This window comes from Aliiglaciecola lipolytica E3 (assembly GCF_000314975.1).
In the GTDB taxonomy this organism is placed as follows: domain Bacteria; phylum Pseudomonadota; class Gammaproteobacteria; order Enterobacterales; family Alteromonadaceae; genus Aliiglaciecola; species Aliiglaciecola lipolytica.
The window spans coordinates 42,466-57,051 of sequence record NZ_BAEN01000059.1 but is presented as its reverse complement, the minus strand read 5'-3'; the positions used below and the strand labels follow the sequence as shown (position 1 = coordinate 57,051).

Annotated in this window: 13 protein-coding genes; all 13 read right to left on the bottom strand. The window is 43.7% G+C overall.

Annotation, left to right across the window (positions count from 1 at the left end):
• Positions 1–16: 16 nt before the first annotated feature.
• The 13 genes from GLIP_RS14435 to mraZ are packed head-to-tail and all read right to left on the bottom strand — an operon-like array spanning position 17 to position 14,294.
• The gene (locus tag GLIP_RS14435) at positions 17–763 is read right to left on the bottom strand and encodes a cell division protein FtsQ/DivIB (protein WP_008845395.1); all 747 of its coding nucleotides are present in this window, start codon (positions 761–763) and stop codon (positions 17–19) included.
• Positions 763–1,710 (bottom strand): D-alanine--D-alanine ligase, encoded by a 948-nt coding sequence (locus GLIP_RS14430; protein ID WP_008845394.1) that lies wholly within the window; start codon positions 1,708–1,710, stop codon positions 763–765. Before GLIP_RS14430 ends, GLIP_RS14435 begins: the two co-directional genes overlap by 1 nt.
• Positions 1,710–3,161, bottom strand: coding sequence for a UDP-N-acetylmuramate--L-alanine ligase (gene murC, locus GLIP_RS14425; RefSeq protein WP_008845393.1), 1,452 nt, complete (start codon positions 3,159–3,161; stop codon positions 1,710–1,712). Before murC ends, GLIP_RS14430 begins: the two co-directional genes overlap by 1 nt.
• Positions 3,158–4,237 carry an undecaprenyldiphospho-muramoylpentapeptide beta-N-acetylglucosaminyltransferase gene (gene murG / locus GLIP_RS14420; protein ID WP_040523137.1) on the bottom strand — a complete coding sequence of 360 codons (1,080 nt, stop codon included), beginning with the start codon at positions 4,235–4,237 and terminating at the stop codon, positions 3,158–3,160. Before murG ends, murC begins: the two co-directional genes overlap by 4 nt.
• 5 nt (positions 4,238–4,242) lie before the next feature.
• Entirely contained in the window at positions 4,243–5,535 is a 1,293-nt protein-coding gene (gene ftsW, locus GLIP_RS14415) for a cell division protein FtsW (protein WP_008845391.1), read from the bottom strand.
• On the bottom strand, positions 5,532–6,836 hold the full coding sequence (gene murD, locus GLIP_RS14410) for a UDP-N-acetylmuramoyl-L-alanine--D-glutamate ligase (RefSeq protein WP_008845390.1): 1,305 nt from the start codon (positions 6,834–6,836) through the stop codon (positions 5,532–5,534). Before murD ends, ftsW begins: the two co-directional genes overlap by 4 nt.
• A gap of 9 nt (positions 6,837–6,845) precedes the next feature.
• The gene (gene mraY / locus GLIP_RS14405; RefSeq protein ID WP_008845389.1) at positions 6,846–7,928 is read right to left on the bottom strand and encodes a phospho-N-acetylmuramoyl-pentapeptide-transferase; all 1,083 of its coding nucleotides are present in this window, start codon (positions 7,926–7,928) and stop codon (positions 6,846–6,848) included.
• Positions 7,922–9,313 (bottom strand): UDP-N-acetylmuramoyl-tripeptide--D-alanyl-D-alanine ligase, encoded by a 1,392-nt coding sequence (locus tag GLIP_RS14400; protein ID WP_008845388.1) that lies wholly within the window; start codon positions 9,311–9,313, stop codon positions 7,922–7,924. Before GLIP_RS14400 ends, mraY begins: the two co-directional genes overlap by 7 nt.
• Positions 9,310–10,836 carry a UDP-N-acetylmuramoyl-L-alanyl-D-glutamate--2,6-diaminopimelate ligase gene (gene murE / locus GLIP_RS14395; protein WP_008845387.1) on the bottom strand — a complete coding sequence of 509 codons (1,527 nt, stop codon included), beginning with the start codon at positions 10,834–10,836 and terminating at the stop codon, positions 9,310–9,312. Before murE ends, GLIP_RS14400 begins: the two co-directional genes overlap by 4 nt.
• Positions 10,836–12,575 carry a peptidoglycan glycosyltransferase FtsI gene (locus GLIP_RS14390; protein WP_008845386.1) on the bottom strand — a complete coding sequence of 580 codons (1,740 nt, stop codon included), beginning with the start codon at positions 12,573–12,575 and terminating at the stop codon, positions 10,836–10,838. Before GLIP_RS14390 ends, murE begins: the two co-directional genes overlap by 1 nt.
• Complete coding sequence (gene ftsL / locus GLIP_RS14385) at positions 12,572–12,892, bottom strand: cell division protein FtsL (protein WP_040523070.1); 321 nt, start codon at positions 12,890–12,892, stop codon at positions 12,572–12,574. Before ftsL ends, GLIP_RS14390 begins: the two co-directional genes overlap by 4 nt.
• Positions 12,889–13,839, bottom strand: coding sequence for a 16S rRNA (cytosine(1402)-N(4))-methyltransferase RsmH (gene rsmH / locus GLIP_RS14380; RefSeq protein WP_008845384.1), 951 nt, complete (start codon positions 13,837–13,839; stop codon positions 12,889–12,891). The genes ftsL and rsmH overlap by 4 nt, the downstream gene beginning before the upstream one ends.
• Positions 13,836–14,294 carry a division/cell wall cluster transcriptional repressor MraZ gene (gene mraZ, locus GLIP_RS14375; protein WP_008845383.1) on the bottom strand — a complete coding sequence of 153 codons (459 nt, stop codon included), beginning with the start codon at positions 14,292–14,294 and terminating at the stop codon, positions 13,836–13,838. Before mraZ ends, rsmH begins: the two co-directional genes overlap by 4 nt.
• Between the last annotated feature and the right edge of the window lie 292 nt (positions 14,295–14,586).

The following is a 14,586-nucleotide window of genomic DNA, read 5'->3' as shown; positions in this document are numbered from 1 at the left end:
TTGCTACCCACCTTTACTAACTCTCTTGTTCATTTGTTGATGCGTCTTTCCATCCTACAGCTAGGCCGGTGTCATAACGCAAATCGATATAATTAACTTGTTTATTTTGCTTTTTAAGCAAGGGATAGACATCCACAAATCGCTGCAGCCTATTCACAAACTCTGATCGTCCTAAATTTAAACGAATGCCATTATTAAGGCGTAAATTCCACGCAAAACGTTCACTTAAGTACAACTCGTCAATGCTTAAACTGGTCGCATTTAACAAGGTTTGCATGTCGCGATACCCATTCAATGCAGTTTGCTCACTCCCACCAGGACCAAACAAATTCGGCAGTACCTCTTCTGGTAGCTGCGCCTCAAACATATCGCCATACTGATTTAGCAACGAATCACTATTCCACCTTGCACTGGCAATCTCTTCCACAACATGGATATTCAAGCTGTTCGGCCAACGCTTACGTACAGATGCGCGATAAACCCAAGGTAACGCTTCAATTTCACGGTGTAATCTATCTACATCTAACTCAAAAAAACTCTCTGGGTGATTAGAACGAATCGTCTGTTCAATCACCTCATCTTTAATATTGACTCGATTACCACTGACAATAACTTGGTTTATTGGTGCTCTTTGCGCATCCTCTAACCAATCACTTAACCACCAAATTGCATAAATTAGGCTTAACAATACAACCGCCAAAAACACCATACCTGCCACTTGATAGTGGAATTGTGATTGGCTTTTGTCGGTTAGTTGCTGCATTAGTCACCATCCGCGGTTTGTAATATAGCTAACACCAATTGTTCAAAACTCATACCGGCCTGCTTTGCAGCCATTGGTACTAAACTCTTTTCAGTCATGCCGGGTACAGTATTCGCCTCAAGCAAATAAAACTGACCACTCTGATCGCGCATAAAATCGACTCTTCCCCAGCCACTTCCATCCACAGCAGTAAAGGCTTCAAGGGCTAACGCGCCAAGCTTATTTTCATCTTCAATAGATAAACCGCTGGGACAAAAATATTCTGTCGTGTTTGAGTGATATTTTGCGTTGTAATCGTAAAAAGTATGCGGGGTGGACATACGAATAGATGGCAAAGCTTTACCATTCAAAATACTAACTGTGTATTCTGGACCATGAATGAACCGCTCCAACAAGACCGTATTATCGTATTTAAACGCATCTTGAATGGCAGTTTCTAATTGTGTAGCGTTTGTCACCTTGGTCATACCTATGCTGGAACCTTCCTGCGCAGGCTTAACCATGACTGTGTCCCCCAACTCGTGCATTATAACCCTGCAAGATCCTGCTTCAAAGCTACTTTTCTCAGCAATTTGATAATTTGCTGTGGGCAGACCTAAGGTTTGCCATATTTGCTTGGTTTTAATCTTATCCATCGCCAACGCTGAGCCCAAAACTCCGCTACCGGTATAGGGTAAATTGAGTACTTGCAGTGCACCTTGCATACTGCCATCTTCACCACCTCGACCGTGTAACATAATTAACACTCGTGCAAATCCGAGCTCAATCAGTTGAGTTATGGCATGTTCAGATGGATCAAATGCATGCGCGTCTACTCCCGCACTTAACAACGCTTTTAATACAGCATTACCGGAACGCAGAGATACTTCACGTTCGGCAGAATGGCCACCGCACAACACGGCAACTTTTCCAAACTGTTTCACATCAATGTTCAATCCCGTGCTCATTAGGCAGGCCCTACATTCATTTTTTCTTTGCTCAATTCAATAGATTGCAGATACTTGGCAATTTGACCAATGTTGCCTGCACCCTGGGTCATAAGTACATCTTGATCTTGCAATGCTTCCGCTAATAATTTGGGTAACTCATCTTTGCTGGCCACATAGATAGGTTCAATTTGTCCGCGTTGTCGAATAGATCGACACAAGGCTTTACTATCAGCGCCTTCAATAGGCGATTCACCGGCTGAATACACTTCTAAAAGCAATAAAATATCGACTTGTGACAACACGCGTACAAAATCTTCATACAAATCCCGAGTACGTGTATAGCGGTGTGGCTGATATGCCATAACGAGTCGTTTGTCTGGCCAGTTATTGCGCGCAACAGCTATAGTCGCAGCCACTTCTGTTGGGTGATGCCCATAGTCATCTACCAAAATGACTTCGCCATCTCCGGTATCAAAACTACCAAGTTGTTCAAAACGACGGCCGATACCGCCAAACGCACCTAACGCATCGATAATGGCTTGATCTTCAACCCCTTCATCGGTGGCGACGGCAATCGCAGCTAAGGCGTTCAAAATATTATGTGTACCAGCTATATTTAGGGTTATTTGTATGTCTGAGTGACCGCAGCGAACAGCAGTAAAGCGACTTTGATTAAAGCCCATTTCGATGTTAGTTGCGCGCACATCAGCTTGCTCTTTAATACCGTAAGTCATGACTTTACGCCCAACTCTAGGCAGTAAAGTTTGGATCACAGGATCATCAATGCACATAACCGCAAGTCCGTAAAACGGCAAGTTGTGCAAAAAGTCCAAGTAGGTGTCCTGCATACGTTGGAAGTCACCTTCGTAGGTATCCATATGATCTGGTTCGATATTCGTCACTATCGATACCATTGGTTGCAGATGTACAAACGATGCATCGCTTTCATCTGCCTCAGCAATTAAATAACGACTATTACCTAACTTGGCGTTAGTACCGGCACTATTTAACAAACCTCCAATAACAAATGTTGGATCTAAATCAGCTTGTGCAAAAATTGTCGCAAGCAAACTCGTTGTTGTCGTTTTTCCATGAGTACCTGCAACTGCAATTCCGTGCCGGAAGCGCATCAACTCAGCAAGCATTTCTGCTCGACGAATTACAGGCACGCGGGCTTCTTTGGCAGCAATAATTTCTGGGTTAGTATGATCAATTGCGCTTGAAACAACGACCACATTTGCATTTTCAATATTTTCTTGGCGATGACCGATGAAGACACTAGCGCCTTTGTTTTGCAAGCGTAATGTCATGCCGTTATTTTGCTGGTCCGAACCTGAGATTGCATATCCCTCGTTTAGCAATACTTCGGCGATTCCGCCCATGCCTGCTCCGCCAATTCCGATAAAATGGATCTGCTTAATGCGGCGCATTTCTGGAACACGATAATTTGCAAATTCAGGCTTAATCATACTGCTCGCCCTCTCAGTGTTTCGCAAATGTCACTAACCGTTTTAGTCGCGTTTGGTTTTGCTAATGAATTAGCTTTTTGACCCATAGTTATGCGACTCTGCGCATCATCTACTAGTTGTTGAATAATAACTTTCAAACCACCTTCTTCTAATTGAGGTTGAGGTAATAAAATAGCTGCATGATGGTCAACTAATGCCTTTGCGTTAAAGGTTTGATGATCATCGACAGCATGCGGCAAAGGAACAAAAATAGCGGCAACACCAACCATCGCCACTTCGGCTACAGTCAATGCGCCAGCGCGGCAGATCACCACATCGGCCCATGCATAGGCTTGCGCCATATCATCAATAAACTCCATCACTTGCCAATTACTGGCATCCGGCCACTGCTGCTGATATACATCTGTAACGGCTTGCGCATGACCTTTGCCGGATTGATGTCGTACTTCGATATTGTCAACGTTCGCCAATGCTGGCGGTACATGCGTATTTAAGGCACTAGCCCCTAATGAGCCGCCCACAATCAACACTTTGCATTTTTCATCTGACACTTGTTTCGCGGGTAAGTTTACAAAGTCATTACGTACCGGGTTTCCTACCCAGCTATACTTGCCTTCGGGTTGTTTACCAAACGCTTGATTAAATCCAGTGAGTACGCGACTAGCTATTTTGGCTAACACTTTATTGGTGAAACCAGGTAGCGCATTCTGTTCATGCACAACCAGTGGCACGCCACGCAACCATGCTGCAATGCCTCCAGGACCGCTGGCGAACCCGCCCATGCCTAAAACCACGTCCGGTTTGGTTTCTTTGATCACCTGCATAGCCTGCATAACTGCGCGTACAATCTGTATTGGTGCTTTTAGCAAGCGAATGACACCATTGCCACGCACGCCTGCTACATCAATAAAACTGATCTGAAATCCAGCTTTAGGCACAATATCAGCTTCCATTCTTTGCGCAGTGCCAAGCCAATGAATCCGCCAATTACGTAACTCTAATTCCTTAGCAACGGCAATCCCTGGGAACACGTGCCCACCAGTACCACCTGCCATGATTAAAATGGTTTTGGTCATGTCATTCATTCGCTCACGACCTCCGCATTTTTTTGGCCAACTTCAGCCAGTAGTTGCTTCACTTTCGACTTGCCTTTAACAGTCTTCTTTTTCGAGCCCTTGCTCATGGCCTGAACGCCATCTACACGAATCTCAAAATCAATTCGAATCAAAATCGCTACAGATACAGCCATCACTATGAGGCTAGAGCCGCCGTAACTTACCAAGGGTAATGTCAATCCTTTAGTAGGTAGGACACCTGCACTAGCGCCTACATTCACCGCAGTCTGAAAACTGAACCATATGCCAATTGCGTAAGCTAAATAGCCGTCAAAAGGACGTTGTGCGGATAACGCTAAGTTGCCAAGTTTTAAGGCTTTAAAAACCAGAATAAACAACAGAACCAATACGGATGCAACGCCCATGAAGCCGAACTCTTCAGCTAAAATAGCGACAATAAAATCGGTGTGAGCCTCAGGTAAAAATTCAAGTTTTTGTAAGCTATTGCCTAACCCCTGACCAAACCAATCTCCGCGTCCATAGGCCATTAGCGATTGAGTTAACTGATAACCCGCACCAAAGGGATCTTCCCAAGGCTTTAAGAAGGAACTCATGCGGTCCATGCGATAATCTGCTGTTAAAATCAACGCAGTAATAGCGGATAACCCCGTGAGAACTAACCCAAAAAATTGCCATAATTTCGCGCCGGCCAAAAACAACAAGCCAAGCGTCGTTGCGAACATCACAACAACAGTGCCTAAATCGGGTTGTAACAACATCAATACGGCAAGCACAAAAAACACAACCAAAGGCTTAATAAACCCTTTTAAGTTTTCTTTCACTTCTTCGTATCTGCGCACCATGTAACCGGCGAGGTAGCAAAAGAAAAATAATTTCGCTAATTCAGCAACTTGAATGGTAATTGGACCTATCGCTAACCATCGACGACTACCGTTCACTGTGCGTCCAACAAATAGCACCATGATTAACAACACAACCGCCGCCAATAGTAACCATGGATTACTTACTCGCCACCACTGCATGGGAATTTGTAAAACAATACAGGCTGCAACGCAGGCTAAGCACAGGTATATTCCGTGTCGAATTGCGAAGTGGAATGGGTCGTCAAATAGACGCGCCGCCACAGGCATTGAAGCAGAAGTTACGATGACCAGTCCAATGCCCATTAAAGCGATACTAAGCAAAATGAAATTGACGTCAAACGCAGTGCTCTTAGCAAGATTTCCATCATGTCGTTGTGAAAACATTCTACGTAGTAATGAATCGTGCTGTGTATTCACTGTTTTGGCTTCACTCATTGGGTGACCTCCAAAACCGTGTTTCTAAATACATCTCCACGATGTTGATAGTTATCAAACATATCTAAACTTGCACAGGCTGGTGACAACAACACAATGTCGCCACTTTCAACGATGCTATTAGCAAAGTTCACCGCTTCGTTGAGGTCTTTCACTTCGATACTGCCAGGTTTTAAAGAGGCGATTTCTCTACCGTCTTTGCCTAACGTAATCAGTAAATCAACGTCATTAAGTAGCACAGGTTGAAGCTCCGTGAAATCGGCATTTTTGCCGTCTCCACCCGCAATCAAAACCAGTTTTCCTGAATCCCTGTTCTTAAGACTTTGCAATGCAGCAATGGTCGCGCCAACGTTTGTGGCTTTTGAGTCATTAATCCAACGTACTTGATTATGTTCGCTTATCAACTCAAATCGATGCGCTAATCCTTTGAATTGGCCGACTGCCTGAGTGATAGCTTCAGCTCCAACACCTAGGGGCCTAACGCATCCAATTGCGGCCTGAATATTCAGCACATTGTGAAGACCTTTTAACGCACATTGATGTTCACTGACGTACGCTTCTCCATCAACAAGAATCTCTCTAGAAGCGTCGTTCCAACTAATGCCAAGCGGCGAATTGCTTAATCCGAAACTGTATTGTGGCTGATATTCGTGTGGCCAGGTTTTTACATCATCACGATTAGCAATCGCGTATTTAGCATTGTGATAAATGCGTTTTTTTGCATCGGCATAAGCACTGAACGTGCGGTGACGATCTAAATGATCTTCACTCACGTTTAAAATTGTCGCGCACACAGGAGTTAGAGATTGCAATCTTTCCAACTGGAAACTGGATAATTCAAGCACTAAATATTCGGCGTCACTTTTTAGCAAATCCAATACAGGCGTGCCAATATTCCCACCCATTTGCGCTTTAAATCCTGCGCAATTAAGCATTTCGTTAACCAAACAGGTTACTGTGGATTTACCATTTGAACCTGTGATAGCAATTACTGGAATCTGATTGAAACGAGCAAAAAGCTCGACATCACCAATCACTTCAACACCCGCTTCGATAGCGTTTTGAATTTCGGTAAGGTTTGGATCGATACCTGGACTTAACACCACGAGATCGGCTTTCAACAACGGCTTTTGTTTGAATTTACCGCTGAACGTTTTTACGTCTTCTGGCATCTCCACTGGATTACGGTCCATGCCAATGACTTTTGCCCCCTGCTCCTGTAAAAATTTCACGCAAGACTTGCCGGTCAATCCTAAGCCGACCACAACTACTTGCATGTTTTTTAAATCAGGGGTTTGCATGATACCTATTTACCTCAACTTCAATGTGGCTAAGCCAATTAGCACTAAAATCAAAGAAATAATCCAAAAACGCACGATTACACGTGGTTCTGGCCAACCTTTTAACTCAAAATGATGATGAATGGGCGCCATTCTAAAAATTCGCTTGCCGCGCAATTTAAACGAACCGACCTGTAATATCACCGACAAGGTTTCAATCACAAATACCCCACCCATGATAATTAGCACGATTTCCTGACGCACCAGAACGGCCATTATGCCCAAGGTTCCCCCCAAGGCTAATGAACCCACATCGCCCATAAATACTTGAGCTGGATAAGTGTTAAACCATAGAAAACCTAATCCAGCTCCAACAATGGCAGTACATACAATGACGAGTTCACTGGTATCAGGAATATACGGAATATTAAGGTATGCAGAAAAGTTAATGTTCCCTGTGGTGTAAGCAAAAATCGCTAGCGCACCCGCGACTAAAATAGTTGGTACAATCGCCAATCCGTCTAAGCCATCCGTTAAGTTTACCGCGTTACTTGTACCGACAACGGTAAAGTAAACAACCACCATGAAAAACATGCCTAATTGCGGCATGACTTCTTTAAAAAACGGGACTAATAACGCTGTCTCAGCAGGATCTTGACTATTGGCATATAAATAAACGGCAACAGCAATTGCTATAATGGATTGCCAAAAGTACTTCCACTTGGCGATTAGACCTTTCGGATCTTTACGAATAACTTTGCGATAATCATCGATAAAACCAATCAGACCGTAGCCTACGACAATGAATAGCACGACCCACACATACCGATTACTCAAATCTGCCCACAATAAGGCACTAGTAAGGATCGCTGCCAAAATAAGTAATCCGCCCATGGTCGGAGTACCTGATTTTGACAGGTGACTTTGTGGGCCGTCATCACGCACAGTTTGTCCTATTTGCATCGTTTGCAACCATCGGATCATGGCAGGCCCAATCAACACCGCCATTAACAATGCCGTTAGTGTACTGAGAATTGCGCGTAGCGTTAGATACGAGAATACGTTGAAACCCGAATCATATTGCTGCAACCACTCAGCTAACCAAATTAGCATGCGATACGCTCCCTAATGCGTTCAAACTTTCCCACAGGAGAGTCCTCCAAAGCTTTTACGACACGCTCCATTCGAGCACTTCTAGACCCTTTAACTAAAATGGTAATGTCACGTTGTTCACCAGATAAAATGTTACTCACGTGTTCAACCAACAAATTGATATCACTAAAATGCTTACCACCAAATTCATCACTCGCCGATTGACTTAACACACCGAGTGTAAAGACATTGTCGATGCCTTTTTGTTTCGCATGTTGACCAACTAATTCATGGTAGTAGCGAGCTTTTTCACCTAACTCGCCCATATCGCCCAAGATCAAAAGGCGTTGGCCACTAAAACTACTGAGCAAATCAATCGCTGCATTTACTGATGCTACGTTAGCGTTATAGGTGTCATCGAGTATTTTGACTTGGTTGGTTAGCTGTTTGACTTGTAATCGACCACTTACTTGACGCATATTTTGTAGCCCAAATTTCACGTCTTCTAAACCTGCGCCAACGTTGATCGCCAAAGCCGCTGCCACCAGTGCATTGGCTACATTGTGTACACCGGGAAGTGCCAGCGTTAAATGGATATTGCCTTTGGGAGTGCAAAGTAAAAACTGTGCACAACCATCTAATCCAAGCGTAACGTCTTGAGCATAAAAGTCGGTTGGCTGTTCAACTGAAAAGCTTTGAACTTTTAAATGCTTTAATTTTCCATCCCAAAATTGGTGGAACTGGCTATCTCGATTGATGATGGCCGTACCATCGTTGCCTAAACCTTTAAAGATTTCACTTTTCGCCCGTGCCACACCCAATAAACTACCAAAACCTTCCAAGTGCGCAGCAGCAGCATTCACAATCGTCGCCACATCAGGCTTGACTAAATTGGTGGTATAAGCAATTTCCCCCAAATGATTAGCGCCCATTTCAATTACCGCGAAATCATGATTTTGTTCTAATCTAAGTAGCGTTAAAGGAACACCAATATCATTGTTAAAGTTGCCTTTAGTAGCCAACACATTGCCAATACGCGATAAGATTGCTGCAACCATTTCTTTGACGGTCGTTTTTCCACTACTACCTGTAATCCCGACCGTTTTAGGCGCTACTTTTTGTTTGATTGCCGCACCGAACTCACCTAGCGCTAACTTGGTGTCTTCTACTAAGATACAAGGCAAATCGGTTTTGACTTTTTGCGACACTATCAATGCTGTTGCACCATTACTTGCTGCCACATCAACAAATTTATGACCATCAAAGTTGGGGCCCACTAATGCAATGAAGACATCACCTTGTCCCAAGGTTCGGGTGTCTGTGCTTACACCTGTAATAAGTTTATTATCGCCAAGCAATGTTCCGCCTGTTTGTTGTGCTATCCATTCAAGAGACACTTCAATCATTGCAATTTCCCCAAACACAGAGTGTTAACATAATTTCGTTCATCGTATGCCAGACTTTGCTGACCTATTATTTGTTCGGTTTCATGACCTTTACCAGCAACGACAATCAAGTCACCAGATTGACTTTGTGCTATCGCCAGTTGAATCGCTTTTTTACGGTCCGTTTCAATTTTGATACGACTATTGTCCGAAATACCGGTGAGAATATCTGACACAATTGCATTCTCAGATTCAGAACGACTATTGTCAGAAGTGATAATAATTTGATCACTAAACTGTTGCGCCGCTCTGCCCATAAGAGGTCGTTTGCCTTTATCTCTGTCACCACCGCAACCAAACACACAAATAAGTTGTTTTTCGCAATGCACACGAGCTGATTTTAAAGCTTGCTCTAAAGCATCTGGCGTGTGCGCAAAATCGACAATTAGATTGCCAGCGGTCGGGTGTTTAAATAACTCCATGCGTCCAGCAACCGGTTTTAATTGTTCACATAACACAGCTAACGTTTTGAGCGGACGCTGCAATACCAACAAGCTGGCTAATGCAGCCAACAAGTTCGACACATTGAATTTGCCTAACAACCCACATTTTATAGCTGCATCGCCCCAAGAAGACTGCAACTCAAATGACAATCCATTTGCATCATATTGAATGTTTGTGGCTAAACAGTACTGATGTTTTGACGATACTTGCGTTCTATCTAACTGCGTCGAAAACACGGTGATGGTTTGCGTATTTGACGCGGCCTTAATCCAGTTTTCAGTTTCTGCATCATCTGCATTTAAAATTAAGTCTTTTAGTTCTGGCTGATTCAACAACAAGCGTTTTGCGCGCGCATATTCCGCCATATCACCGTGGTAATCCAAATGATCACGGGTTAAATTAGTAAACACCGCGATGTCGGTTTTGAGCCCTTGGATTCGGCCTTGAACTAAAGCGTGCGATGAGGCTTCCAGTGCCACCTGCTTCGCACCATGTTGTACATATTTGGCTAATAATTTTTGCACCTGACAGGCATCAGGTGTGGTGTTCAACGTTTTTTCTAAGCCGCTATTGTCTACATTGTATATTCCAGCACCAAGCGTCCCAATTGATGCAGTAATGTCACCAGATAAGAAACGAAGCTGGCTAATTAGCTGAACCACTGAGGTCTTGCCGTTGGTACCAGTTACAGCAATCACATCTAACTTTTCAGCGGGTGAACCATAAAACTCGGCCGCTAGCAGCGACAATTTTTGACCCAGCTGGAAAAACGAAATCAAAATAGTCTGCTCACGCATTTCGATCGCGCCGTGCTGTTGTTGTTCTTCAACTTCTTGTAGAACTAATTTTGCACCTAAGCTAATCGCTTGAGGAATAAAATCGCGACCATCTAATTGATGTCCTTTAATTGCCACAAAAACACTGTGAACAGCTACTTCTCGGCTATCCAGCACAAGCTCATTCACTTGCAGTTCTGGCGCTTCGATTTGAAACTTCGCCAAGATAGATTTAATGTTTCTAGTTTCTAGTACAGCGTTCATTATCGCTCTCCTCCAGCGGCAATAGAGGAAACGTTTTTAGCATCAGGTGGCACATTCAATAATTGTAATGTGTTTGCCATAATAGTACTGAACACTGGCGCAGCTGTATCGCCGCCATAATATAAATCACCTTTTGGCTCGTTGATTAATACAACCACGGCTAACTGAGGGTCTGATACCGGCGCTACACCCGCAAAGATATTCACGTATTGTTCACCGTAACCGCCCTTGATAGCTTTACGGCTTGTACCTGTCTTTCCAGCTACGCGATAGCCAGGCACACGCGCTTTACGTCCAGAACCGCCATCTTCAAGTACACTTTCCATCATGGTTAAAACACGATGTGCATTTTCTTCACTAATGACTCTCTCAGTCATTTTTTGCTCATCCGATTTAACAATGCTGAAGGGTTGTTTAACGCCACCATTGCCTAAAATTGAATACATACGCGCTAACTGCATGGTAGTTACTGATAAGCCGTAACCAAACGACAAAGTAGACAACTCAAATTCTGACCAAATGCGTTGCTCGTTAAATAATCCGCCTTGTTCACCAATTAGGTTGGTACCTGTATCACTCATTAATCCCATGTTGTAATAGGTATCCAGCAAAAATTCTTTGGGCACTGACAATGCCAATTTGGAGGTACCAATATTGCTGGATTTTTGAATGATGCCTTGCAAGGTTAATTTGCCATAGTTTCTGGAATCACGAACAATACTGCCCCCAAGGCGACGCCATCCTGGTGCCGTATCGATCACGGTCTTAGTATCAGCAGAACCAAACTCCAATGCACTCAATACCGCTAAGGGCTTAACTGACGAGCCTGGCTCAAAGCTATCGGTAATAGCTCTGTTTCGAATTTTCCGCGCAGATACGCCTTTACGATTATTGGGATTAAATGAAGGACTATTTACCATCGCCAATATTTCACCAGTATTCACGTCGGCAACCACAACAGAACCAGAGGTTGCCCGATAAAAATGCACGGCTGACTTTAGTTCTCTATAAGCTAATGCTTGAATGCGTTGATCAATGGTTAATTGAATATCCTGCGGCTCCTTGCCTTTTTCTTGATCGAGGATTTCTACTTGGCGACCTTTCGCATCGCGGCGTATCGTTCTGGAGTCAGGGGTTGCTGACAGCAGCTTGTCATATAACATTTCAATCCCTTCAATCCCTTGATCATCAACGTTGGTAAAGCCAACCACATGCGCTGATGCCTCACCTGCTGGATAAAAGCGTCTTGACTCATTAACCAAATAAACCCCGGGAATATTCAACTTTTGCACAAATGTTGCCATTGCTGGGGAGACTTGACGTTGCAAATACACAAATTTGCTACTTTGATTAGTAGCTTTTCTAATTAAATCGTCAACGTCTTGTCCGAGCACTTCGGCTAACGCCTGCCACCGGCGTGTATCTGCCAACGCACCTTTTTCAGGATCGGTTACCGTTGGCGGATGCGCCCAAACCGCTTTCGCAGGAACACTAACTGCCAATTGTTCACCGTTTCTATCGGTAATTAATCCACGATAGACTTCATTATTACGGACTCGAAGAGTGCGGCTATCGCCTTCTTGAATGAGTTGATCAGGATTAATGACTTGAATATATGCGGCACGGACCGTCAGTACGACAAACACGCCAAGAATCGCAGCAACAACCACTGCGAAACGCCATTGCACCGAACTTGGAGCAATGTTTTTCTTAGCTTGTTTAGTCTTAGCGGTCTTCATTTCAAGCGCACCACAACTTCATTTTCCGGATTCGGTCTATGCATATTCAGTTGCTTTTTCATGGCAACTTCAATGCGATTATGATCAGTCAACGCACCTTGTTCTAAAATCAAGTGACGCCACTGAATATCTAGTTGATCTTGGTCTTGCATCAACTGTTCTAACGCTATCGACATCTGTCGATTATGGTGTGCGCTCATGATCACAGCGAACGCACTTATCAATACCATTAAAAACAACAAAACCCGTATCGGATGACGGGCTAGTTCGGCGAAGATTAAATTGACCAAATTGAAGTTGGTCCTGGTTTCCGTCATAGCTTCTGAGCCACCCTTAACACCGAACTTCGCGACCTGGCATTTGCCTTAATTTCATAGTCGCTTGGCTTAATCGCCTTACCAATTAATTTCATTGCTCGAGTGGCATCTATTTCCGCCTGCGTAATCGCCATTCGAGCTGGCACCTGCATGCCACGGCTTTGTTCGCGCATAAAACGTTTTACCAAACGATCTTCTAACGAATGGAAGCTGATTACCGCCAGTCGTCCACCAGAAGAAAGGCACTCTAATGCACTTTTAAGCCCATCACGTACTTCGTCTAATTCGCTATTAATGTAAATACGAATAGCCTGAAACGTACGTGTGGCTGGATGCTTAAATTTATCTTTAACTGGAACCGCTTCATCTACCAACTTTGCCAATTGCAAGGTTGTTTCCAATGGAAACTCATCACGGCTATTTACGATTGCATGAGCAATACGCTTTCCAAATTTTTCTTCGCCAAATTCCTTTATGACTTGGGTTATGTCATCTTCTTCGGCTTTGGCAAGCCACTGTGCTGCACTCATACCTTTGCTGGTATCCATGCGCATATCTAACGGACCTTCGCGCATAAAACTAAAACCACGTTGCGCATCATCTAGTTGCGGAGACGACACGCCAAGATCCATTAAAATACCGTCCACTTTGCCAAACACGTCATGTTTCTTAGCGACTTCTTCAATATTCGAGAAAGCAACATGCTCGATACTGAAACGCTGATCATTGGCAAACCGTTTAGCCGCTTCAATTGCATACGGGTCTCTATCTAATGCGATTAAGCGTCCCGAATCCGACAGTTTCTGTAACACTTTTTCGGTATGTCCACCGCGCCCAAAAGTCGCATCCATATAGATGCCATCTGGCTTTATATCTAACCCTTCAATAGACTCATCTAGTAACACTGAGCGATGAAGAGTTTGAGATGATTCATCCTTAGTTATCAAAGTGAGAAGTCCTGCAAACGCTCGGTTAATTCAAATTCGCCGCCTTTTTCGGTTTCAATATCTTGATGAACTTGTTGTTGCCAAACTTTGGCATCCCAAACTTCAAAACGATTGAGTTGACCAACTAACATGATTTCTTTTTCTAGGTTGGCGTGTTGACGAAGCGGTGCAGATAATAAAAAGCGACCATTCTTATCCATTTCACCTTCCATTGCATATCCTAAAAGCAGTCGCTGCAAGCGGCGCTCTTGAGGTATCATGCTAGAAAGTTTACTAAGTTTAAGTTCAATCTCTTCCCATTCAGGGAGTGGGTAAAGTAGCAGACAGCTTTGCTGTGTATCGATAGTGCAAACTAGTTGTCCCTGACAATCATCCAGCAACAACTGTCGATACCTTGTTGGTATCGCCACCCTGCCTTTTACATCTAGATTGATTGCGTTAGCGCCGCGGAACATATCCCCTAGCCTTTTTTATTAGTTTGCTTTTGTTATTTTTTTTAGCACCAGTTTGCAACACATTGAGATCACTTTGATCCACTTTCTGCCACAATTACCCACAAAACAGAGTTTAGGTTTCCACTTACCCCATTGTCAAGGACAAAAAACACCTTTAACTGAAGGCGTAAACACCAGTGAAATAAAGGGCTGAACCAAAGCGGCTGATATATATAAAGAAAGCGTGTTTAGCTGTTTTTATGTACAGTGAAAAAGCGGCCAGATGTAATGTGAAAATAAAATGAATATTTTT

Bases quoted from the DNA above. Each gene is read 5' to 3' on its own strand.
- murC (WP_008845393.1), bottom strand. From the start codon at position 3,161: ATGATTAAGCCTGAATTTGCAAATTATCGTGTTCCAGAAATGCGCCGC.
- GLIP_RS14430 (WP_008845394.1), bottom strand. From the start codon at position 1,710: ATGAGCACGGGATTGAACATTGATGTGAAACAGTTTGGAAAAGTTGCC.
- murG (WP_040523137.1), bottom strand. From the start codon at position 4,237: ATGACCAAAACCATTTTAATCATGGCAGGTGGTACTGGTGGGCACGTG.
- GLIP_RS14400 (WP_008845388.1), bottom strand. From the start codon at position 9,313: ATGATTGAAGTGTCTCTTGAATGGATAGCACAACAAACAGGCGGAACA.
- GLIP_RS14390 (WP_008845386.1), bottom strand. From the start codon at position 12,575: ATGAAGACCGCTAAGACTAAACAAGCTAAGAAAAACATTGCTCCAAGT.
- ftsW (WP_008845391.1), bottom strand. From the start codon at position 5,535: ATGAGTGAAGCCAAAACAGTGAATACACAGCACGATTCATTACTACGT.
- GLIP_RS14435 (WP_008845395.1), bottom strand. From the start codon at position 763: ATGCAGCAACTAACCGACAAAAGCCAATCACAATTCCACTATCAAGTG.
- mraZ (WP_008845383.1), bottom strand. From the start codon at position 14,294: ATGTTCCGCGGCGCTAACGCAATCAATCTAGATGTAAAAGGCAGGGTG.
- ftsL (WP_040523070.1), bottom strand. From the start codon at position 12,892: ATGACGGAAACCAGGACCAACTTCAATTTGGTCAATTTAATCTTCGCC.
- murE (WP_008845387.1), bottom strand. From the start codon at position 10,836: ATGAACGCTGTACTAGAAACTAGAAACATTAAATCTATCTTGGCGAAG.
- murD (WP_008845390.1), bottom strand. From the start codon at position 6,836: ATGCAAACCCCTGATTTAAAAAACATGCAAGTAGTTGTGGTCGGCTTA.
- mraY (WP_008845389.1), bottom strand. From the start codon at position 7,928: ATGCTAATTTGGTTAGCTGAGTGGTTGCAGCAATATGATTCGGGTTTC.